The organism is Pseudomonas sp. W17, from assembly GCF_040268305.1.
Taxonomy (GTDB): domain Bacteria; phylum Pseudomonadota; class Gammaproteobacteria; order Pseudomonadales; family Pseudomonadaceae; genus Aquipseudomonas; species Aquipseudomonas protegens.
This window is the reverse complement of the sequence record NZ_CP158490.1, coordinates 4,122,000-4,140,579: the sequence shown is the minus strand read 5'-3', so window position 1 is coordinate 4,140,579 and position 18,580 is coordinate 4,122,000. Positions and strand designations below refer to the sequence as shown.

At 66.0% G+C, this 18,580-nt stretch carries 18 protein-coding genes; 9 read left to right on the top strand and 9 right to left on the bottom strand.

Translation table 11 applies throughout. The features are described from left to right. Nucleotides 1–23: 23 nt before the first annotated feature. Nucleotides 24–806: a DeoR/GlpR family DNA-binding transcription regulator gene (locus ABCR88_RS19045; RefSeq protein WP_350023965.1), complete on the top strand. Its 783-nt coding sequence runs from the start codon at nucleotides 24–26 to the stop codon at nucleotides 804–806. A 119-nt stretch (nucleotides 807–925) separates the two neighbouring features. Here ABCR88_RS19045 and ABCR88_RS19040 read toward each other — a convergent pair whose 3' ends face one another. The 5 genes from ABCR88_RS19040 to ABCR88_RS19020 all read right to left on the bottom strand — a co-directional run bounded on the left by ABCR88_RS19040 (nucleotide 926) and on the right by ABCR88_RS19020 (nucleotide 5,951). Next, nucleotides 926–1,723: a nucleotidyltransferase domain-containing protein gene (locus ABCR88_RS19040; protein WP_041117483.1), complete on the bottom strand. Its 798-nt coding sequence runs from the start codon at nucleotides 1,721–1,723 to the stop codon at nucleotides 926–928. 87 nt (nucleotides 1,724–1,810) lie between these two features. After that, nucleotides 1,811–3,139, bottom strand: coding sequence for an MFS transporter (locus ABCR88_RS19035; RefSeq protein ID WP_015635186.1), 1,329 nt, complete (start codon nucleotides 3,137–3,139; stop codon nucleotides 1,811–1,813). 154 nt (nucleotides 3,140–3,293) lie between these two features. Beyond that, nucleotides 3,294–4,487, bottom strand: a complete 1,194-nt coding sequence (lhgO, locus tag ABCR88_RS19030; RefSeq protein ID WP_011060730.1) for an L-2-hydroxyglutarate oxidase — start codon at nucleotides 4,485–4,487, stop codon at nucleotides 3,294–3,296. 115 nt (nucleotides 4,488–4,602) lie between these two features. Beyond that, nucleotides 4,603–5,313 (bottom strand): FadR/GntR family transcriptional regulator, encoded by a 711-nt coding sequence (locus tag ABCR88_RS19025; protein WP_011060731.1) that lies wholly within the window; start codon nucleotides 5,311–5,313, stop codon nucleotides 4,603–4,605. Between the two features lie 110 nt (nucleotides 5,314–5,423). Then, nucleotides 5,424–5,951 (bottom strand): GNAT family N-acetyltransferase, encoded by a 528-nt coding sequence (locus tag ABCR88_RS19020; RefSeq protein ID WP_041117485.1) that lies wholly within the window; start codon nucleotides 5,949–5,951, stop codon nucleotides 5,424–5,426. Nucleotides 5,952–6,074: 123 nt separating this feature from the next. Here ABCR88_RS19020 and ABCR88_RS19015 point away from each other — a divergent pair, with 123 nt between their 5' ends. Next, on the top strand, nucleotides 6,075–6,968 hold the full coding sequence (locus ABCR88_RS19015) for a LysR family transcriptional regulator (protein WP_350403086.1): 894 nt from the start codon (nucleotides 6,075–6,077) through the stop codon (nucleotides 6,966–6,968). Between the two features lie 4 nt (nucleotides 6,969–6,972). On the opposite strand, the gene ABCR88_RS19010 is transcribed toward ABCR88_RS19015, so the two are convergent. Continuing rightward, entirely contained in the window at nucleotides 6,973–7,587 is a 615-nt protein-coding gene (locus ABCR88_RS19010; RefSeq protein ID WP_236186893.1) for a LysE family transporter, read from the bottom strand. 123 nt (nucleotides 7,588–7,710) lie between these two features. Continuing rightward, the gene (locus ABCR88_RS19005) at nucleotides 7,711–8,580 is read right to left on the bottom strand and encodes a LysR family transcriptional regulator (protein ID WP_041117489.1); all 870 of its coding nucleotides are present in this window, start codon (nucleotides 8,578–8,580) and stop codon (nucleotides 7,711–7,713) included. 137 nt (nucleotides 8,581–8,717) lie between these two features. Here ABCR88_RS19005 and ABCR88_RS19000 point away from each other — a divergent pair, with 137 nt between their 5' ends. The 5 genes from ABCR88_RS19000 to ABCR88_RS18980 all read left to right on the top strand — a co-directional run bounded on the left by ABCR88_RS19000 (nucleotide 8,718) and on the right by ABCR88_RS18980 (nucleotide 13,638). Beyond that, nucleotides 8,718–9,776: an agmatine deiminase family protein gene (locus tag ABCR88_RS19000; protein ID WP_350403084.1), complete on the top strand. Its 1,059-nt coding sequence runs from the start codon at nucleotides 8,718–8,720 to the stop codon at nucleotides 9,774–9,776. Beyond that, the gene (gene aguB / locus ABCR88_RS18995) at nucleotides 9,773–10,681 is read left to right on the top strand and encodes an N-carbamoylputrescine amidase (protein WP_065364710.1); all 909 of its coding nucleotides are present in this window, start codon (nucleotides 9,773–9,775) and stop codon (nucleotides 10,679–10,681) included. The genes ABCR88_RS19000 and aguB overlap by 4 nt, the downstream gene beginning before the upstream one ends. Before the next feature lie 43 nt (nucleotides 10,682–10,724). Continuing rightward, nucleotides 10,725–11,804, top strand: a complete 1,080-nt coding sequence (locus tag ABCR88_RS18990; RefSeq protein ID WP_337153757.1) for an extracellular solute-binding protein — start codon at nucleotides 10,725–10,727, stop codon at nucleotides 11,802–11,804. 127 nt (nucleotides 11,805–11,931) lie between these two features. Continuing rightward, a complete protein-coding gene (locus tag ABCR88_RS18985; RefSeq protein ID WP_350403081.1) occupies nucleotides 11,932–13,050 on the top strand; it encodes an agmatine deiminase family protein in 1,119 nt (372 codons plus the stop codon). 129 nt (nucleotides 13,051–13,179) lie between these two features. Beyond that, on the top strand, nucleotides 13,180–13,638 hold the full coding sequence (locus tag ABCR88_RS18980) for a GNAT family N-acetyltransferase (protein ID WP_236186889.1): 459 nt from the start codon (nucleotides 13,180–13,182) through the stop codon (nucleotides 13,636–13,638). A 55-nt stretch (nucleotides 13,639–13,693) separates the two neighbouring features. Here ABCR88_RS18980 and ABCR88_RS18975 read toward each other — a convergent pair whose 3' ends face one another. Together ABCR88_RS18975 and ABCR88_RS18970 are read right to left on the bottom strand one after the other, a co-directional pair. Further along, nucleotides 13,694–14,635, bottom strand: a complete 942-nt coding sequence (locus tag ABCR88_RS18975) for a class I SAM-dependent methyltransferase (RefSeq protein ID WP_350403080.1) — start codon at nucleotides 14,633–14,635, stop codon at nucleotides 13,694–13,696. A 242-nt stretch (nucleotides 14,636–14,877) separates the two neighbouring features. After that, complete coding sequence (locus ABCR88_RS18970) at nucleotides 14,878–15,813, bottom strand: ankyrin repeat domain-containing protein (RefSeq protein WP_350403078.1); 936 nt, start codon at nucleotides 15,811–15,813, stop codon at nucleotides 14,878–14,880. Nucleotides 15,814–16,099: 286 nt separating this feature from the next. Here ABCR88_RS18970 and ABCR88_RS18965 point away from each other — a divergent pair, with 286 nt between their 5' ends. After that, nucleotides 16,100–17,083, top strand: coding sequence for an MDR family oxidoreductase (locus ABCR88_RS18965; protein WP_011060738.1), 984 nt, complete (start codon nucleotides 16,100–16,102; stop codon nucleotides 17,081–17,083). 133 nt (nucleotides 17,084–17,216) lie between these two features. After that, nucleotides 17,217–18,572, top strand: a complete 1,356-nt coding sequence (locus tag ABCR88_RS18960; RefSeq protein ID WP_325985901.1) for an MATE family efflux transporter — start codon at nucleotides 17,217–17,219, stop codon at nucleotides 18,570–18,572. The last annotated feature ends 8 nt before the right edge of the window (nucleotides 18,573–18,580 follow it).

Here is an 18,580-nt window from a genome sequence, read left to right as displayed (position 1 = left end):
AACACGCAATAACGGGCGTAAACATGCAAGGTCAACACCCGCCAGCCGAGCTGCCATCCTTGCGTCGGCAAAAAATCCTTCTGCTGCTGGAGCGCGACGGCAAGGTCATGGCCGCCGAACTGAGCCGGCATTTCGCGGTGTCCGAAGACACCATCCGCCGCGACCTGGCGGAGCTGGATGCCGCCGGCCTGGTGCAGCGGGTCCATGGTGGCGCGCTGCCGCGGCCCAAGGACAGCGGCAAGGACTATTTCACCCGGGTCGGCGAAACCAATGAGGCGAAACTGCGCCTGGCGCAATATGCCGTGCAATGGGTGCAGGACGGCCAGACGGTGCTGTTCGATTCCGGCTCCACCACCCTGCACATCGCCCAGTCGCTGCCGGCGGGCATCAGCCTGACCGCGGTCACCGCCTCGCCGATGATTGCCGTGGCCCTGGCCGAGTACCCCAAGGTCAGGGTGATTCTCGCCGGTGGCCAGCTCAACCCGGCAACCCTGTCCGCCAGCGGCCATGCAGCACTGCGCATGATCCAGGGAATCAAGGCCGACCTGATGTTCACCGGCGTCTGCGCGATCCACCCGGAGATCGGCATCAGCTCCCTGCATTTCGACGAGGTGCCGATCAAGCAGGCAATGTTCGACAGTGCCAGAGAGGTCATCGCCGTGACCACCGCCGACAAGCTCGGGGCCATGGAACCCTTCGTGGTGGTGCCATGCAACCGTTTGCACCGGCTGGTGACCGAGCAGGAGGCGCCGGGTGTGGACATCGAAGGTTATCGGCAGTTGGGGATCGAGGTGCTGCAGGTCTGACCCGGCAGCGACCCCCGTTCCGGCGCCGCTTGCAGTAGATGGGGCAGCGCCTCGCGGGGGGGGGGAGCCGTTTTGAAACTCTGGTGCAGCCGTTGCCGGGGGCGGTGCAATTGCATGGGTCAATTTCTGGATGGCGGCGGGGTCAGTGCCTGGCTCATCCACTGCGCCATCTGCCGCAAGCGGTCGCTGAAACCGGCGCCGGCGGGGGCCATTGCCTCGGCGGCCTGGCGGAACTCGTCGATGGGGCCTGCCATTTCCGGGTAGTACTGCACAAACAGCCGCACGTGCTCATCCAGGCTCTGGGGCCAGCTCGGCTCCTGCTCCTGGCGCAGCAGGTTGGTGGCGCGAACGAGTTTGCGCGAGGCCTGCCGTTGCAGCCGGAGGACTTCGGCGGGCATCTGTTCGCGGTCGATGCGCTCGGCGTAGTCGTCCAGCACTGCGAGAAAGTCACCGTTCACCGCCAGGGCAATCTCCCGGCTGGGCCTGAAAGGTGCAAAGCGCGAGCGCAGGTCTTCGCCCCACAGGCAGCGGCAATGGTGCTTGAGCCAATAGCCCCAGCTGTCGAGGTTCCGCGTTTCCAGCACCTGGTTGAGGTCGCCGATATCGAAATCGATCTTCGACACTAGCGGGTGGCGCGCTTGCAGGGCTTGGCGCAGGTTTTCCAGATGCTGGCACGCGGCCGGGTCGGCGGGATCTTGCAGGATCAGGCACAGGTCCAGGTCGGAAGCTCCAGGCCGGGCTGTGCCACGGGCGACGCTGCCGTACAGGTACAGGCTATGCAGCGGCGGGCTGGCGGGAGCGGTGAGGGCGGCGCACAGCTCGTCGAGCAGGGCTCGGTACTCGGGCTGCAGGGGTGGTTCGGCAGGAAGGGCGATCAAGCCGTCGGCATCGACGCCGAATGCGCTATCGGGTGACATGGGGTGGCCTGTAATGCGGGTTCAGCGGCCACCTTAGCAAAGTCTGCCCGGGCCGTAGGAGCGGCCCGGGCAGGGTTGGGTCCAGCCTCAGTTCTTGAAGGCCGAGTGCTTGCGGCCCTGGTCGAGGAAGGCGAACACCACCACCAGCACCGCGGCGACGGCGAGAATGATCACCACGCCGTCGGTGGAGTGGGTGGCCGAGGCCGTGACCAGGGACAGAGCGCCCAGCGGCGCCAGGCCACCGGCGATGGCGGTGCCGATCTCGCGCCCGGTGCCGAAGCCCGAAGAGCGGGTCGCGGTGGGGAACTGGCGGCTGAGGAAGGAGCCCTGTGGGGCGAACATCATCGGCGCCAGAATGCCGGTGCCGACGCCGATGGCGATGTAGATCATCAGGCTCTCACCGGTGTTGAGCAGGGCCAGGAAGGGGTAGGCGAACAGCACCGAGAACAGCCCGCCGAGGATCAGCACGGTCTTGCTGCTCCACTTGTCGCAGAGCCAGCCGAAGAACGGCACGGCGACGATGGCGATCAGGCTGGCGATGGTCACCGACAGCGAAGTGACGTGCACATCGACGTTCTTGTACTGGGTCAGGTAGGCCAGGGAGAAGGTCTTGAAAATGTAGCTCAGGGCGTTGTAGCCCACCGCCACGAAGAACACCACGGCCAGGCCCTTGAGGTCGTTCTTGAACAGCGCCTTGAGCGGCGAGGCCTTGGCTTTCTGGCTTTCCTTGCTCAGTTCCTTGAACTCCGGGGTTTCCGGAATGCTGTTGCGCACCCACAGGCCGACGGCCACCAGGACGATGCTGCAGACGAACGGAATGCGCCAGCCGCCGGCCAGCAGGAAATCGTTGCCGTTGATGGTCAGCAGGTAGATGGTCAGCGACGACAGCAGCAGGCCTAGGTTCAGCCCCAGTGCCGGCCAGGCGCCCTGGCTGCCGCGCTTGCCTTCGCTGGCGTGTTCATAGGAGGTGACCGCCGCGCCGGACAGTTCGGCGCCGGCGCCCAGGCCCTGGATGATGCGGATTGCCACCAGCAGGATCGGCGCCCAGATGCCGATCGACGCGTAGCTGGGGATCAGGCCGATCAGCGCGGTGCACACGCCCATCAGGCAGAAGGTCAGCACCAGTACCTGCTTGCGGCCGAACTTGTCCCCCAGGTAGCCGAACAGGATGCCGCCGAAGGGGCGGGCGATAAAGCCGATGGCAAAGGTCGAGAAGGCCATCAGGGTGGCGCTTTTCGGGTTGCTGTTATCGAAGAAGATCTTCGAGAAGACGATGGCCGCCATGGTGGCGTAGAGGTAGAAGTCATACCACTCCAGCATCGAGCCGAAGATGGTGGCCGCTGCGACCTTGCGCAGGCGTTTCTTGGTTTGCTGTGGGGTTTCCGCTGCAGTACTGCTGGTTTCAACTGCGGTCATATCCGTACATCCTCATGAATCATTGTAGTTATTGTCGAGTTGACGCGAGCCTTGCGCGACGCGCCCTACGGGGCGGCCAAGGGGTATTGCGGCGACACGCGGCCCGCCTGGCAGTGCCGGGGCACTGCGCTGCAAGGTGATGGCGCGGGGTGTTTCAGGCGGCCTGGAAAATCCGGTCGGCAATCATCGAGCCAATGGGAATCGCCGAAGTGGCGGCGGGCGAGGGCGCGTTGCACACGTGCAACATGCGCGGGGTTTCGGCGAACAGGAAATCGTGCACCAGGCTGCCGTCGCGCATCACCGCCTGGGCGCGGATCCCCGCCTCATAAGGCAGCAGGTCTTCCACTTGCAGGGAAGGGCAGTACTTGCGGCACTGCTCCAGGTAGCCGGACTTGAACAGTGAGTTCTTCATCTCGGTGGTGCCGGAGCCGAGGTTCTGCCAGATGGTTTTCCAGAAACCGGGGAAGCTGGCGTACTGCGCCACGTCGCGCCAGTTGATGGAGAACTTCCTGTAGTTCTCCCGGCCCAGGCCCAGTACCGCGTTGGGGCCGACGGTAACGCTGCCGTCGATCATGCGGGTCAGGTGCACCCCGAGGAACGGCAGCTCCGGATCGGGGATCGGGTAGATCAAGTGATTGACGATGTTGTTCTTCGACGCCGGCAGGCGGAAGTACTCGCCGCGAAAGGGGATGATCTGGTGGTCGATCTTCACCCCGGCCATCACCGCCAGGCGATCCGATTGCAGGCCGGCGCAGGCCACCAGCTTCTTCGCCCGCCAGCTGCCGCCATGGCTGCTGACGGTGACGCTGTCGGCGCTTTCCTGGATCGCGGTGACGGTCTGGCTCAGGCAGATCTCGCCGCCCTCGCGGCGGATCACCCGGGCCATGGTGTCGCAGACTTCGCGGTAGTCGACGATGCCGGTGGCGTCGAGGAACAGCCCGCCAAGACCGACGATATTCGGTTCGCGCTGGCGCAGTTGCTCGGCGTCCAGGCGCTCCACCTTCAGGCCGTTCTGTTGCGAGCGCTGGTACAGGGCCTCCATGCGCTGCACTTCCAGGGCGTTGGACGCCACCAGCACTTTGCCGCAGACCTCGAACTTGATCCCGTGCTCGCTGCAGAACTGCTTGGTGGCCTCGGCGCCACGCTTGCACAGGTCGGCCTTGAGGCTGCCCGGGGCGTAGTAGATGCCGGCGTGGATCACCCCGCTGTTGTGCCCGGTCTGGTGCTTGGCCAGGACGTTTTCCTTTTCCAGGATGACCAGCGAAGCGCCGGGCTGGCGCTTGAGGATCTCCATCGCCGTAGCCAGGCCGACGATGCCGCCGCCGATGATGCAAAAGTCATAAATCATTGTTCTTAGGTACCTTGGATCCAATGCGTTTCGGTCTGGTTATCAGGTTGTCAGACTAACTAATCCGACAAAAAACCGCAGGCCGTGGCATGCGGCTTCAAGCGTGAAGCTTTGGTCAATCGATAGTCGGCAGTTCCAGGCCCAGGCGCTTGGCCGAAGCCCGCAAGTGGGCGTCGGCGCAACCGGCGGCGGCCTGGCGGTCGCCAGCGGCAATCGCCTGGTACAGCGCCTGGTGTTCCTGGGTGGCATCGGCGGAACCGCCCACCATGCGCAGCGCCGAGTTCTCCCAGGCGGCCTTGCGGGCGCTGGTCAGCTGGCTGCGCAGAAAATCATGAAAGGCCACGAAATAGTCGTTCTTGCTGGCCTCGGCGATGGCCCGGTGGAACTCCACGTCGGCCAGCCCCGCGGCTTCGAAATCACTGCGCTTGTCGTGCATTTCCTGCAACGCGCCCTGCATCCGTTGCAGGTCGGCGGCGTCGCGGCGCTGGGCGGCGATCGACGCGGCCTGGGTTTCGATCCACAAACGCATCTCGAACATCTGCGCCAGGTCCGGCAGGCGGCCATCGCCCTGGGGGAAACGGAACACGGTGCCGGCGGGGGTCTTGGAAATGTACGAACCCAGGCCACGCCGGGCGATCAGTACGCCGTCGGCCTTGAGCTGGGCGATGGCCTCGCGAATCACCGAGCGGCTGACGTTCAACTGCTCGGCCAGTTGCTGCTCGGTGGGCAGGCGCGATTCGGGGGCCAGGCGGCCGGAGTCGATCTCGGTGCGGATCGCATTGACCACACGCACAACGAGAGAGTCGGGTCGCTGGAGTTCAAGCATGGGTGGGTAAAACCTTGGTAGTCAGGTTGTCAGACAATAGCCGTTGGGAATTTTCGCTGTCAAGAAAAACCCACGCCAGGCAGGCGTAGGCGGGGGCCACAAACCCGCACTCAGGCCGTCAGGGGGCAGCTGAAAATCAGGTCGTCGAAGTCTTCGCCACCCATGCGGAAGGCCCCTTCGTCACGTTGCTGGAAGACGAAACCGCATCGCTGCAGAACCTGGCAGGACGCAGCATTGCCGTCGGTGACCGTGGCCACCAGGCGCTTGATCCCCAGGCTGTGGCGGGCGTATTGCATCAGCGTGCGCAGGGATTCCGTGGCCAGGCCCTTGCCTTGATGACCGGGGGCCAGCAGGTAGCCGACCTCGGCTTCGGCGCCGGGCCGGTCGCTGACTCGCAGGCCGGTGAAGCCCAGCTCCTCGCCGCTGTGGCGATCGCGGATCACCAGGCACAGCCAGTGGTCGCAATCCATGTCCCAATGGGGCAGGCGCGAGGTGAAACGCTCCTCGATCTGCATCCGGGAGAGCGGATCGCAGACATAGCGCAGGTTTTCCGGGTCGCTGTGCAGGGCCAGGAACAGCTCCCAGTCATGGACGTTCAGGGGGCGCAGGTTCAGGCGAGGGGTGTGCAGTTCCAGCATGGGGGCTCCCGATCCGTGGGCAGGAAAGATTTTGGGCACTTTACAGGAGAAAAGTCTGACCGCTGCGCTGCTTATTTCGCATAAGATCCCGGGCCTGGGTTTTCAGGGATAGGGCAGGTAAGCGTGAACTGGGACGATCTGCGGTTTTTCATTGCCGTCGCCAATGCCAGCAACATCACCGACGCCGGGCAGGCGCTGAAGGTGTCGGCCTCGACGGTCTCGCGCAAGATCCTGGTGCTGGAGCAGGCCTTGAGCAGCGTGCTGTTCCTCAAGACCACCCAGGGCTACTTCCTCACCGAAGCCGGCCAGGCCCTACTGCCCATGGCCCTGGAGATCGAGGAGCGCTTGCGCCTGATGGAACGTCAGTTGTCCCGGCCAGGCGCGCGCATGGCCGGGGTGGTGCGCATCGAATGCCCGGAGTTGATGGGCAGCCACCTGATCATTCCCGCACTGGCGCAGTTTCGCTTGCAGCATCCGCAGATCAGCTTCGATTTCGTCAATGCGGCGCGCTCGGTCAAGCTCACCCAGAGTCACAGTGACCTGCTGCTGCGCCTGCAACGGCCGGAAGCCGGCAACTTCACCCTGCGCCGGGTCGGCGAGTTGACCCAGGCGCTGTTCTGTTCCCCAGGTTATGCCGCGGCCCATGGCTGCCCCGAGAAGCCTTCGGAGCTGCGCCAGCATTCGCTGATCGGCTGGAACCAGACCCTGGCCCACATGCCCCTGGCCTGCTGGCTGGACCAGCTCAGCGGTAATCAGCCGTTGTGGATGCGCACCGGCAACCTGGAGGCGCAGCTCAAGGCGGTGCAGGCGGGCCTGGGGATTGCCGCCTTGCCGGCCTATATCGCAGAACCCCTGGGCCTGCACCGGGTCTTGCCCCAGGCTCCGGCCCACCGCGCGGATATCTGGCTGCTGCGCAACCTGGCGACACAGGGCCAGGAGCGGGTCGAGCGGGTGGCGGAATTTCTCTGCGATCTGCTGGCGCGCCAGGGCTTGCAGGGTGAGGGCAAGGCCGGCTGACGCGCTAGGCGCCACGCAGCAATAGCCACCCGGCCACCGCCATCAGCAGCAAGCCGAATAGCGCATTCTGCGCCAGCAGCAGGCGAGGGCGGTCGTGCATCAGCCGCTGCAGGCTTGAGCCCAGGCTGGCCCACAGCAGGTGGCCGAACAGGTTCACCGCGATCAGCGCGGCGCTGAGCGCCAGTATCACGGCAGTGCCCGCATCGGCGCCCGGGCTGAAGGTGGAGAACATGACCAGCAGCATCACCAGACCCTGCACATTGCCCAGTTGCAGCATCACGCCATCACGAAACTGCAGGGCTTCACTCTGCTCGCCAGGCTTGCGCAATGGCCGCAGCAGCAGGCGCAGGCCCAGCCAGAAAATGTACAGGCTGCCCGCTACCCGCAGCCCCCAGAGCAACCCTGGGTAAGCCGCCAGGCTGTGATACAGCCCCAGCCCCACCAGTAGCGCCAGGAGCAGGTAGGTCAGGTCCAGCCCGCAGATGAAGCGCAGGGAACGCCGCACGCCGCTGCGGGCGCCGGAGCTGGCCACCATCAGGTTGCCGGGCCCGGCGCTCAGGGCCATGGGCAGCATGGTGGACAGCCACAGCGGCCAGTTGATGTCGTGGATCGGGGGCACGGGCGGCTCCTGGAAGGCAGTGCGGATTGCACCGGCGCCAGCTTAAGGCGCCGCCACGCGTGGGGTTAGGGGCAGGGATGGAAAGCCGTTTTGCATCGCTCCAGTCTTTGCCGGGCGGGCGCCTCAAGCTTCGGCCGAAGCCTGCAGCGCAGCCTGTAGCCACTGCGAGAAACTGCGGGTCAGCGGGCTGCTTTCACTGTCGCGGTGAATCAGCCAGGCCCAGGTCGGGCCGCGCACGCTCTGTTCGCACAAAGGGCTCAGCAAGCCCTGGCTCCGGGCCTGCTGGCTCAGCAGCTGGCTGACCAGGGCAATGCCGTGGCCGGCGCAGGCGGCGTCCAGCAGCAGGCCCGGGTCGGAAAAGTTCAGGCCGTTGCTGCGTTGACCAATGTCGCTGCCGCCTTCCACCAGCCAGTGGCTCCAGTCCATTTCCCGCTCGCCATGCAAGGTGGTGCGCAGTGCTTCGGGTTGCGCCAGCACGCTGGGGTGGCAGGCGGGGTAGAGGCGGTCGCTGTACAGCTCCAGGTAGCTGCATTCGGCCTGGGCGCTGAGGTCGTCGCGCAAGGTCAGGTCGATGGTCTGGGTGCTCATGTCCGGTGGCTCGAAGCTGGTGAATAGCCACAGGTCCACCTCCGGGTGCAGGCGATGGAATTCCCCCAGCCGCGGCAACAGCCAGTGGCGGGCAAAGGCCGGGCTGGTATTGACCACCAGCTGGTTGGGCTTGCGGTACTGCTCCAGGCGGCGGATGCCCACCGCCAGTTGCTGCAATAGCGACTGGGTGGTGCTACGCAGGTCGTGCCCGGCGTCGGTGAGGGTCACGCTGCGGCCGCTGCGATGGAACAGCGGCTGTTCGAGGAAGGTTTCCAGGCTGCGGATCTGCTGGCTGATGGCCGATTGGGTGAGGTGCAGTTCCTGCGCCGCCTGGTGAAAACTGCCCAGGCGCGCGGCGGCTTCGAAGCCTCGCAGGGCATTCAGAGGTGGCCAGTGTTTGAGCATGATTGATAAGCCTGACTGATCAGATGTGCGCTAAATCTATCGTTTGTTGGCGGTTTTTCAAAGCCATAGCATGGGCGCTGTGTTTCAACCTTGTTGGTTGATTGATAACAAAACCTTACTTGAGAGGTGCAGGGCCCATGCAAGGCAATGACAGGCAGGACAGTGGCTGGCGGATGCCCGCCGAGTGGGCGCCCCACGCGGCGACCTGGATGGTCTGGCCCCACAACCGGGGGGTGTGGGAATCGGTATGGGGCGTGACCCTGGCCGAGGTGCAGGCAGACTTCGCCCGGGTGGCCAATGCCATCGCCGGTTTCGAACCGGTGAAACTGGTGGTCGATCCCGCTGCCCTGGACAGTGCCCGACGCCTGTGTGGCGCCAATGTCGAGCTGGTCCCCCTGGCGGTGGACGACAGCTGGTGCCGGGATTCCGGCCCGAGTTTCATCTGCCATCCGCAGCAGGGGCTGGCCGGGGTCAGTTGGCGCTTCAACGCCTGGGGCGGCAAGTCCGAGCACAGCCTGGACCGCAGCCTGGCCCGGCGCCTGCTGGACCAGCTGGGGCTGCCTTGCTTCGGCACGCCCCTGGCCAACGAAGGCGGGGCCATCCATGTGGACGGCGAGGGCACCCTGATCACCACCGAATCGGTGCTGCTCAACGCCAACCGCAATCCGGGCCTGGGCAAGGCCGAGGTCGAGGCGATCTTCCAGCGCCTGCTGGGTGTGCAGAAGATCATCTGGCTGCCGGGGGACCCGGACCAAGTGACCGGGGACATGACCGACGGCCATGTCGACGGGGTCTGCGCCTTTGCCCGCCCCGGGGTGCTGCTGGTGGATGCCACCCATGACCGGGGCTCGGTGTACGCCGAAGTGGTGCGCGAGAACCGTCGTGCCCTGGAGCTGGCGCGGGATGCCCGCGGGCGCGCCTTCGAGCTGATCGAGCTGTTCGAGGCCAGCGCCGCGGTGGACCACCGGGCCGAGGTGTTCTGCGCCTCCTACACCAACTTCTACCTGGCCAATGGCGCGGTGATCATGCCGGCCTACGGCATCGCCGCCGACCAGCAAGCGGCCCAGGTGCTGGCCCGGGCCTTCCCCGACCGGCAGGTGGTGCCGGTGCGGATCAACCATCTGGCCCACGGCGGCGGTGGCGTGCATTGCATCACCCAGCAGCAACCCCAATGGCCAACGAGGGCCCAGGCATGAACCCATTGACCGTCGCGACCACCCAGATGCCCTGCACCTGGGACCTGCCGGGCAACCTCGAGCGCGCCGAACAGCTGGTGCGCGAAGCGGCAGCCCGGGGCGCCCAGGTGATCCTCCTGCAAGAGCTGTTCGCCACCCCGTACTTCTGCATCGAACAGCAGCATCGGCACCTGGCCCTGGCCGAGGAATACCCCGCGAGCCGGGTGCTCCAGCGTTTCGCCGCCCTGGCCCGGGAGCTGGGTGTGGTGCTGCCCCTGAGCTGGTTCGAAAGGGCCGGTACGGCCTATTTCAATTCCCTGAGCGTCGCCGATGCCGACGGCCGCTTGCTGGGGGTGTACCGCAAGACCCACATTCCCAACGCCGTGGGTTATCAGGAGAAGGAGTACTTCAGCCCCGGCGATACCGGTTTCAAGGTCTGGGACAGCGCTTTCGGCCGCCTGGGCATCGGCATCTGCTGGGACCAGTGGTTCCCCGAGACCGCCCGCTGCCTGGCGCTGCAAGGCGCCGAGGTCTTGCTGTTTCCCACCGCCATCGGCAGCGAACCGGGCAGCGCCGGGTTGGATTCCCGGGATCACTGGCAGATGACCATGCGCGGGCACGCGGCGGCCAACCTGCTGCCGGTAGTGGCGGCCAACCGGGTCGGCCGTGAAGTGGCTACCGGTGACCCGGCGTTGCACATGGATTTCTACGGCTCATCGTTCATCTGCGACCACAAGGGCCGGCTGCTGGCCGAGGCCGATCGTGACAGCACAGGGGTCTTGCTGCAGCGCCTGGACCTGGCCGCCATGGCCGAGGAACGTCGCACCTGGGGCATCTTCCGCGACCGTCGCCCGGAGATGTACGGGCCGCTGCTGAGCCTGGACGGCCAACACCTTCACCCACGCTGGAACCCTCGGGAGGCATGACATGCAGACCACAGGCAAACGCTGGAAACGCCGCTGCGCGGGCATGCTGGCCCTGACCCTGGTAGCGCTCCAGGCCCAGGCCGAACCCGAGGACAAGACCCTGCGCCTGTACAACTGGGCCGACTACTTCGCCGCCGATACCCTGGCGCGCTTCACCGCCGAAACCGGGATCAGGGTGATCTACGACGTGATGGAGGGCAGCGAAGTGCTGGAAGCCAAGCTGATGACCGGCGGCAGCGGCTACGACCTGATCTTTCCCGGTGACACCGTGGCCGAGCGCCTGATGCGCGCCGGCAGCCTGCAGACCCTGGATCCGGCCCGGCTGACCGGCCAGGACGACATCGAGCCCGGCCTGCAGAAGCTGCGCGCCCAGTACCCCGAGGCCCGCCAGGCCACGGTGCCCTACACCTGGGGCACCATCGGCCTGACCTACAACACCCGGCAGATTGCCGAGCGCCTGCCCGACGCCCCGGTCAACAGCCTGGACCTGCTGTTCAAGCCGGAGCTGGCGGCGCGCTTCGCCGATTGCGGAATTTCCCTGATCGACTCGCCGGATGAGGTGCTGGCGGTGGCGCTCCACTACCTGGGGCGCGACCCGCGCAGCGCCCGGCCCGAGGATCTGCGGGCCGCCGGCGAGTTGCTGGGCAAGCTGCGGCCCTATATCCGCAAGTTCCAGTCGCAGCCGGTGACCGACCTGGTCAATGGCAACCTGTGCCTGTCCCTGGGCTACAGCGGTGACATGACCCAGGCCCAGCGCGCCGCCGACGCCGCAGGCAAAGCGGTCGAGTTCCAGTACCGCATTCCCCGGGAAGGCACCACGGTGTGGATGGACACCATGGCGATCCCCAAGGATGCGCGGCACCCGGAATACGCCTATGCCTTCATCAACTTCGTGACCCGACCAGAGAACATGGCGGCCATCAGCAACTTCACTGGCTACCCCACGGCCAATGCCCGGGCGCGGCCAAGTGTCGACCCGCAGATGGGCAACAACCCGGATATCTACCCGGATGCCGCCACCTTCGAACGGTTGATTCCCGGCCGCGACATTCCTCAGGCCGATATGCGGGCTCGAATGCGCACCTGGACCCAGTTCAAGACGGCCACCGCTGCCCGCCACTGACCGGGCGCCATGCGGTTCGCCGACACGCCGGCTCCTACACTCCCGGGTAGGAGCCGGCGTGTCGGCGAAGGCCCGCACCGCACCCCCGAACCTTTTCATGCAATACCTTCGACAAGAGAACCGTCCAATGCCCACCCGACGTCAACTGATCAAACAGGCCTCGTTGCTGGCCGCTGTCGCCGCCATGCCGGCCCTCGGCCTGGGGTCGCGCAGTGCCCGGGCCGGGGAGCAGGGCCACTGGTACCTGCCCGATGAAGGCGACCACCAGCAGCGAGCCTTCATGGCTTTTGGTGCCCAGGAGGCCATCTGGGAAGACTTTACCGGCGACGTGCAACAGGCCCAGGGGCGGATCGCCCGGGCAATTGCCGCCTATCAACCCCTGACCCTGTTCTGCCGGGCAGAGGAGCGCGGCCTGGCCGAGCAGTTTTGCGGCTCGCACAACATCACTTTTGTCAGCACCGAACTGGACGACATCTGGATGCGCGACATCGGTGCCAACTTTGTCGTCGATGGGGAAGGCGGATTGGGCGCGGTGGACTTCAACTTCAATGGCTGGGGCAACAAACAGCGCCACGCCAGGGACGCCCGGCTGGCGCGGCAGATGGCCGACGCTGCAGGCGCCCGTTATCTGCGCAGCGAACTGGTGGGCGAGGGCGGCGGCATCGAGGTGGACGGCCACGGCACCGGGATCATGACCCAAAGCAGCTGGATCAACGGCAACCGCAACCCGGGCTGGAGCCAGGCCGAGGTCGAAGAGGAACTCAAGGCTTGCCTCGGCCTGCGCAAGATCATCTGGCTACCGGGGATCAAGGGCCGGGACATCACCGATGCCCATGTCGACTTCTATGCGCGTTTCGTCAGGCCGGGGGTGGTGGTGGCCAACCTCGACAACGATCCCGACTCCTATGACCACTCGGTAACCCTCGAGCACCTGGAGATCCTGCGAGCCGCCAGTGACGCCGATGGTCGCAAGCTGCAGGTGCATACCCTGTCGCCGCCGATGAATCCCCGGCAGAACCGCTTCAGCCGGGGCAACCCGGACTTCGCCGCCGGCTACATCAACTATTTCCTGATCAATGGGGCGGTGCTCTCACCGCAGTTCGGTGACCGGCAGGCCGACGCCAAGGCCCACAGCCTGCTCGCCAGCCTGTACCCCGGGCGGCAGGTGATCCAGCTGGATATCGACGCTATCGCCGCAGGGGGCGGCGGCATTCACTGCGTGACCCATCAGCAGCCCGGGCTGTGAGGGTTTGGGCAAAGTGGTCTGTTACAGATGGCAGAATTGGCCTGATAAAATCCGCCACTCACGCACTAACCTGCGCACTCTTCAATAACCGGGGCTGATCCCGGTGTGGATGATCAAGAGGAGCGCGCAATGAGCGATCAACAACCTGCGGTGACGGTACGGGCGATTCAGCCTGGGGATTACCAGCAATGGCTGCCGCTGTGGCTGGCCTATCAGGATTTCTATCAGGTGACGCTGAGCGAAGAGGTCAGTCGCCGCACGTTCGAGCGTTTCCTCGATTCGCGGGAACCGATGTATTCGGCGGTGGCGGTGCAGGGCGATGAAGTCATCGGCTTCGTCAACCTGGTGTTGCACCGTTCGACCTGGGCCGTCGGCGACTTCTGCTATCTGGAAGACCTGTACGTGGCCCCGTCGATTCGCGGCAGCGGGGCGGGGAAACTGTTGATCGAGTGGGTGCAGGCCTTTGCCCGGCAACACCAGTGCGCTCGTTTGTATTGGCATACCCAGGAGAGCAACGAGCGGGCGCAACGGTTGTATGACTGGGTGGCGCACAAGCCGGGGGTGATCGAGTATCGGATGGAGTTGTAAGGGCCTGGCTGGATGCCCGTTGCTGCAGCAACGGCCACCCAGCCAGGATCAAGGCCTATGCCCCATGCCGAAATACCAGTGCCTTGAGCCCGCACTGCGGATCCGCATCGGGAAACTCCGGCGGGTTCTCCAGCCGCTGTTCAAAGCGCAACCCCGGCGCCGCTTCGGCCATCCCCTCCAGAAGAAAATCCACGCTAAACGCCGGATCATTCATGCACGCCAGTACGCAACCATCGGCCGTGAGCAACTCCGGCAGGCGCCGCAGCACCCGCGCATAGTCCTTGCCGAGGACAAAGCTGCCTTTCTGGAACGACGGCGGGTCGATGATCACCAGGTCATAGGGCCCGCCCTGCTTGACCTTGCTCCAGGACTTGAACAGGTCATGGCCGAGGAAGCTCACCCGGCTGGTGTCGTGGCCGTTGAGCCGGTGGTTGTCGCGGCCGCGGCTCAAGGCCGCCCGGGACATGTCGAGGTTGACCACCCGCTCGGCGCCGCCGGCAATCGCCGCCACCGAGAAGCCGCAGGTATAGGCAAACAGGTTCAGGACATTCTTGCCCCGGGCATTGGCCCGCACCCAGTTGCGCCCGTAGCGCATGTCGAGGAACAGCCCGTTGTTCTGCTTGCTGCCCAGGTCCACCTGGTAGCGCAGGCCTTCCTCGGTAATGGTGCAACTGTCGATGGCCTCGCCCAGCAGCCACTCGCCACGGCTGTCGGGCAGGTAGCGGTGTTGCAGCATCAGGCTGCGGGCGCCGCTGGCCACCCATTGCGGGTTCGAGCCCAGGTCCGCCAGCAACTGCTGCAGGGCTTCGAGTTGCCCGGCTTCGGGTTCTTTGAACAAGGACACCAGCACCACCCCCTGCAGCCAGTCCACGGTCAGCTGTTCCAGCCCCGGCCAGCAGCGGCCGCGGCCATGGAACAGGCGCCGGGTTTCGCTGGGCGCGGCGGCCAGGGCGGTCAACAGATGCTGGTTGAGGGTGGCGAGGGCGAGAGGGGTCATCAGCGGGGCCGGTCTTTTTTTCGGGGCGGCATTTAAACACGGGTAGCAGCCCGCCCGCCAACCTGGAATGGCTGCCGGCTGGCGGCCGCCTGCTGCCGGGCCAGGGGCTTGTCGGCACGTGTTTCAACGCGGATCTCGACAGCGGTAGTGATGGCGGGCAACTGCACGCCAAGGGCGACGAGCTCGAACCGTGCCGCACGTCGAGCAGGCTGCGCCCATTCGCTCTTGCCCGTTGCCCCCCGCTAGAGAATGGCGTTTGCCCATTTCTGGGTGCCGGCCAGGCGGCGTTTGACGCTGTCGATGCGCCATTGGCCGGCAACCCGCTTGACCACAAAGCGATGCTCGTAGCACAGCGCCCGGGACGCCGGGTCGCGCACCCGCACTTCGGCCTGGGCGGGCTTGAGCAACTGGCAGCCCAGTAGCTCGTCGGCCTCGGCGTGGGTCGTGGGGTAACCATAGGAGGCTCGCGGATAGGCCCGCGGTCGCTGGGTACAAAAACGTTCAAGCAACTGTTGCGGTTCGGCCCAGAAGGCGGCGTCGAGCGCCTCGTGGCCCAGGGCATTGCCGCGCTGTTCCCAGGCGTACAAAGCCAGGGTATAGGCCCGCACCTGGGTGACCGGATCTGCGCTGCTGTCAGTGCCAGGCACCAGCGGCGGCCAGGGCAGGGAAGGGGCCGGTGCAGGCGCTGGCAGTGCCCCGGTACCGGCCTGCTCCAGCTGTTGCATGACCTGGGCATGGCCATTTTCTTCGGCCAGGGACCAGGCGTTGCGTTGCTGGAAATCCACGGGCGAGGGGTTGGCGCCGGCCTTGAGCAGCAAGGCCACCATTGCCTCGTGGCCAGCCTGGGCGGCGTTCATCAGGGCGGTGCGTTGCAGTTCGGGGCTGGCCTGTTCGAGCGCTGCGCCATGGGCGATCAGCAACTCGGCCAGGGCGGTGTCGCCGTGGCTGGCGGCCCAGGCCAGGGGGCTGTAGCCCAGGGCCTTGCACGGCTGCAGGACATTCGCGCCGCGCGCCAGCAGCAGCGCCACGGCCGGTCGGTGCCCGGCGATAGTGGCGGCCAGCAAGGCTGTGCGGCCGGTGCCCTTGTGCTGCCATTCAAGGTCCGCACCCGCATCCAGCAGGCGCTCGAGAGCAGCAAGGTCGCCGCGCGCGGCGGCTTTTTCCAGGAGATGGGACAAGGTCGGAAATCCGTTCGGTCAGGGGGCAGATGCCGCCGCATGGTAGCGCTCTGGGGCCAGGTTCTGCCACGCCCGGGCGACTCCACGCCCTGGTTCCGGCCGGCCGGGCGCGCTGGGCTGTACTGCGATACGCGACGCCGGCGTGGGCGGTGGGCTGTTTCGAGCGTCGCGGGTGGGAAGGGGGGAGGCTCATGGACGCCTTGTAAAGGCTTGCGTAGGATGGCGCGTTCGCGCTCTACGCCGATGCCGCCAGCGCTGCAGCCTCCCTTGCCAACAGGAGTCCATGATGTTCAAGGCCATTGTGATCGACAAAGACACTGCAGGTTATCGCGCCCATCTGCGCGAGCTGGAGGAGGCGCAACTGCCTGAGGGCGATGTCACGGTGCGGGTGGCCTACAGCACCCTGAACTACAAGGACGGCCTGGCAATCACCGGCAAGAGCCCGGTGGTGCGGCAGTTTCCCATGGTCCCCGGTATCGACTTGGCAGGCACCGTCGAAGCCAGCAGCCATCCGCGCTTTCGCCCGGGTGAACAGGTGCTGCTCAATGGCTGGGGCGTGGGCGAGAGCCACTGGGGCGGGCTGGCGCAGAAGGCCCGGTTGCAGGGCGACTGGCTGATCCACCTGCCTGAAGCCTTCAGCGCGCGCCAGGCCATGGCCATCGGCACCGCCGGCTACACCGCCATGCTCTGCCTGATCGCCCTGGAGCGCAGCGGCCTGACCCCCGAACACGGCGAGGTGCTGGTCACCGGTGCCAGCGGCGGGGTCGGCAGTTTTGCCATCAGCCTGCTGTCGCGCCTGGGCTACTCGGTGATCGCCGCCACCGGGCGTCCGGAGGAGGCCGACTACCTCAAGGCGCTGGGCGCCAGCCGCATCATCGAGCGCGCCGAGCTGTCCCAGCCGGGGCGTCCGCTGGCCAAGGAACGCTGGGCGGCGGCCATCGACTCGGTGGGCAGCCACACGCTGGCCAACGTCTGTGCCGGCACCGCCGCCGATGGCCTGGTGGCCGCCTGCGGGTTGGCCCAGGGCATGGATTTCCCGGCCTCGGTGGCGCCCTTCATCCTGCGTGGGGTGAGCCTCTTGGGGATCAACAGCGTGACCCGTCCCTATCACGAGCGGGTGCATGCCTGGGAACGCCTGGCCGCCGAGGTGGACCAGCAGCACCTGCAGCGGATCACCCGCGAAGTGGGTCTGGAAGAGGCCCTGACCGTCGCCCATGAGTTGCTTGAAGGCAAGGTTCGCGGGCGGGTGGTGGTCGACGTCAACCACTGATATAAACCCCGGGCCGCGCTGTCGGAACGCCGTGCGCGGCCTGGGTTGCTACATGTTTCAGGTCCGACGCGAGCCCCGTGCCACGGGGCTTCTTCGCGGCCCTTCGTCCTCTTGATCCGAGGTTGCCTGTTTCATGTCCATTTCCCCTCAGCGCCCCCTCTGGCAGGTGTACCTGGTCTTCCTGCTGCCCATGGTGCTGTCGAATTTCCTGCAGTCGTTTTCCGGCACCCTCAACGGTATCTACATTGGCCAGTTGCTGGGCACCCAGGCGTTGGCGGCGGTGTCGGGGATGTTCCCCATCGTGTTCTTCTTCATTGCCCTGGTGATCGGCCTGGGGGCCGGTGCCTCGGTGCTGATCGGCCAGGCCTGGGGTGCCCGGGAGCTGGATGCGGTGAAGTCGGTGGCCGGCAGTACCCTGATGCTGGGGGCCTTGATCGGCCTGCTGGGGGCGGTGCTGGGCATGCTGTTCGCCCGCCCGGCCCTGCAGGGCCTGGGCACACCGGCGGATGTACTGGACGACGCAGTGGGCTATGCCCGGGTGATGATGCTGATCATGCCGCTGCTGCTGGTGTTCGTGCTCTACACCCAGTTGCTGCGGGGTGTCAGCGATACCCTGTCGCCCCTGCTGGCCTTGATGGTCTCGACCCTGGCGGGGCTGCTGCTGACCCCGGCGTTGATCCTTGGCTGGCTGGGCCTGCCGCCCATGGGTATCCAGAGTGCGGCCTTCGCCGGGCTGGCGGGAAATATCCTGGCCATGGGGTTTCTGGTCTGGCGCCTGAGTGGCCGCGACCACCCCCTGGCCCCGGACCGGGCGCTGTTAGCGGCGCTGCGGCTGAACCGGGCGATACTCGGCAAGGTGCTGCGCATCGGCCTGCCTACCGGGGTGCAGATGGTGGTCATCTCGCTTTCCGAACTGGTGATCCTGGCCCTGGTCAACCGCCACGGTTCCCAGGCCACGGCGGCCTATGGCGCGGTGACCCAGATCGTCAACTACGTGCAGTTCCCGGCGCTGTCGATCGCTATCACCGCCTCGATCCTCGGCGCCCAGGCCATCGGCGCCGGGCGCCTGGAGCGCATCACCCCGATCCTTCGTACCGGGCTTGCGATCAACCTGTGCCTCACCGGCGCCCTGGTGCTGCTCGGCTACCTGATTTCCCACTGGCTGCTGGGCCTGTTCATCATCGACCCGGCAGCCCTGGTGCAGGCCCAGCACCTGCTGCACATCATGCTCTGGAGCATCCTGGTGTTCGGTTTCCAGGCGGTGGTCGGCGGCATCATGCGCGCCAGCGGCACGGTGCTGGTGCCGGTGGCGATCTCGATCTTCTGCATCCTCGGGGTGCAGGTGCCGGTGGCCTATGTGCTGGACGCGCATTTCGGCCTGCAAGGGGTGTGGATGGCGTTCCCGGTGGCCTACCTGACCATGCTGGTGCTGCAGGTCTGCTACTTCAAGCTGGTGTGGCGCCACAAGGAGATCCAGCGCCTGATCTGAAGCCCGCG

Bases quoted from the DNA above. Each gene is read 5' to 3' on its own strand.
- ABCR88_RS19045 (WP_350023965.1), top strand. From the start codon at position 24: ATGCAAGGTCAACACCCGCCAGCCGAGCTGCCATCCTTGCGTCGGCAA.
- ABCR88_RS19040 (WP_041117483.1), bottom strand. From the start codon at position 1,723: ATGTCACCCGATAGCGCATTCGGCGTCGATGCCGACGGCTTGATCGCC.
- ABCR88_RS19035 (WP_015635186.1), bottom strand. From the start codon at position 3,139: ATGACCGCAGTTGAAACCAGCAGTACTGCAGCGGAAACCCCACAGCAA.
- lhgO (WP_011060730.1), bottom strand. From the start codon at position 4,487: ATGATTTATGACTTTTGCATCATCGGCGGCGGCATCGTCGGCCTGGCT.
- ABCR88_RS19025 (WP_011060731.1), bottom strand. From the start codon at position 5,313: ATGCTTGAACTCCAGCGACCCGACTCTCTCGTTGTGCGTGTGGTCAAT.
- ABCR88_RS19020 (WP_041117485.1), bottom strand. From the start codon at position 5,951: ATGCTGGAACTGCACACCCCTCGCCTGAACCTGCGCCCCCTGAACGTC.
- ABCR88_RS19005 (WP_041117489.1), bottom strand. From the start codon at position 8,580: ATGCTCAAACACTGGCCACCTCTGAATGCCCTGCGAGGCTTCGAAGCC.
- ABCR88_RS19000 (WP_350403084.1), top strand. From the start codon at position 8,718: ATGCAAGGCAATGACAGGCAGGACAGTGGCTGGCGGATGCCCGCCGAG.
- aguB (WP_065364710.1), top strand. From the start codon at position 9,773: ATGAACCCATTGACCGTCGCGACCACCCAGATGCCCTGCACCTGGGAC.
- ABCR88_RS18990 (WP_337153757.1), top strand. From the start codon at position 10,725: ATGCTGGCCCTGACCCTGGTAGCGCTCCAGGCCCAGGCCGAACCCGAG.
- ABCR88_RS18985 (WP_350403081.1), top strand. From the start codon at position 11,932: ATGCCCACCCGACGTCAACTGATCAAACAGGCCTCGTTGCTGGCCGCT.
- ABCR88_RS18980 (WP_236186889.1), top strand. From the start codon at position 13,180: ATGAGCGATCAACAACCTGCGGTGACGGTACGGGCGATTCAGCCTGGG.
- ABCR88_RS18975 (WP_350403080.1), bottom strand. From the start codon at position 14,635: ATGACCCCTCTCGCCCTCGCCACCCTCAACCAGCATCTGTTGACCGCC.
- ABCR88_RS18965 (WP_011060738.1), top strand. From the start codon at position 16,100: ATGTTCAAGGCCATTGTGATCGACAAAGACACTGCAGGTTATCGCGCC.
- ABCR88_RS18960 (WP_325985901.1), top strand. From the start codon at position 17,217: ATGTCCATTTCCCCTCAGCGCCCCCTCTGGCAGGTGTACCTGGTCTTC.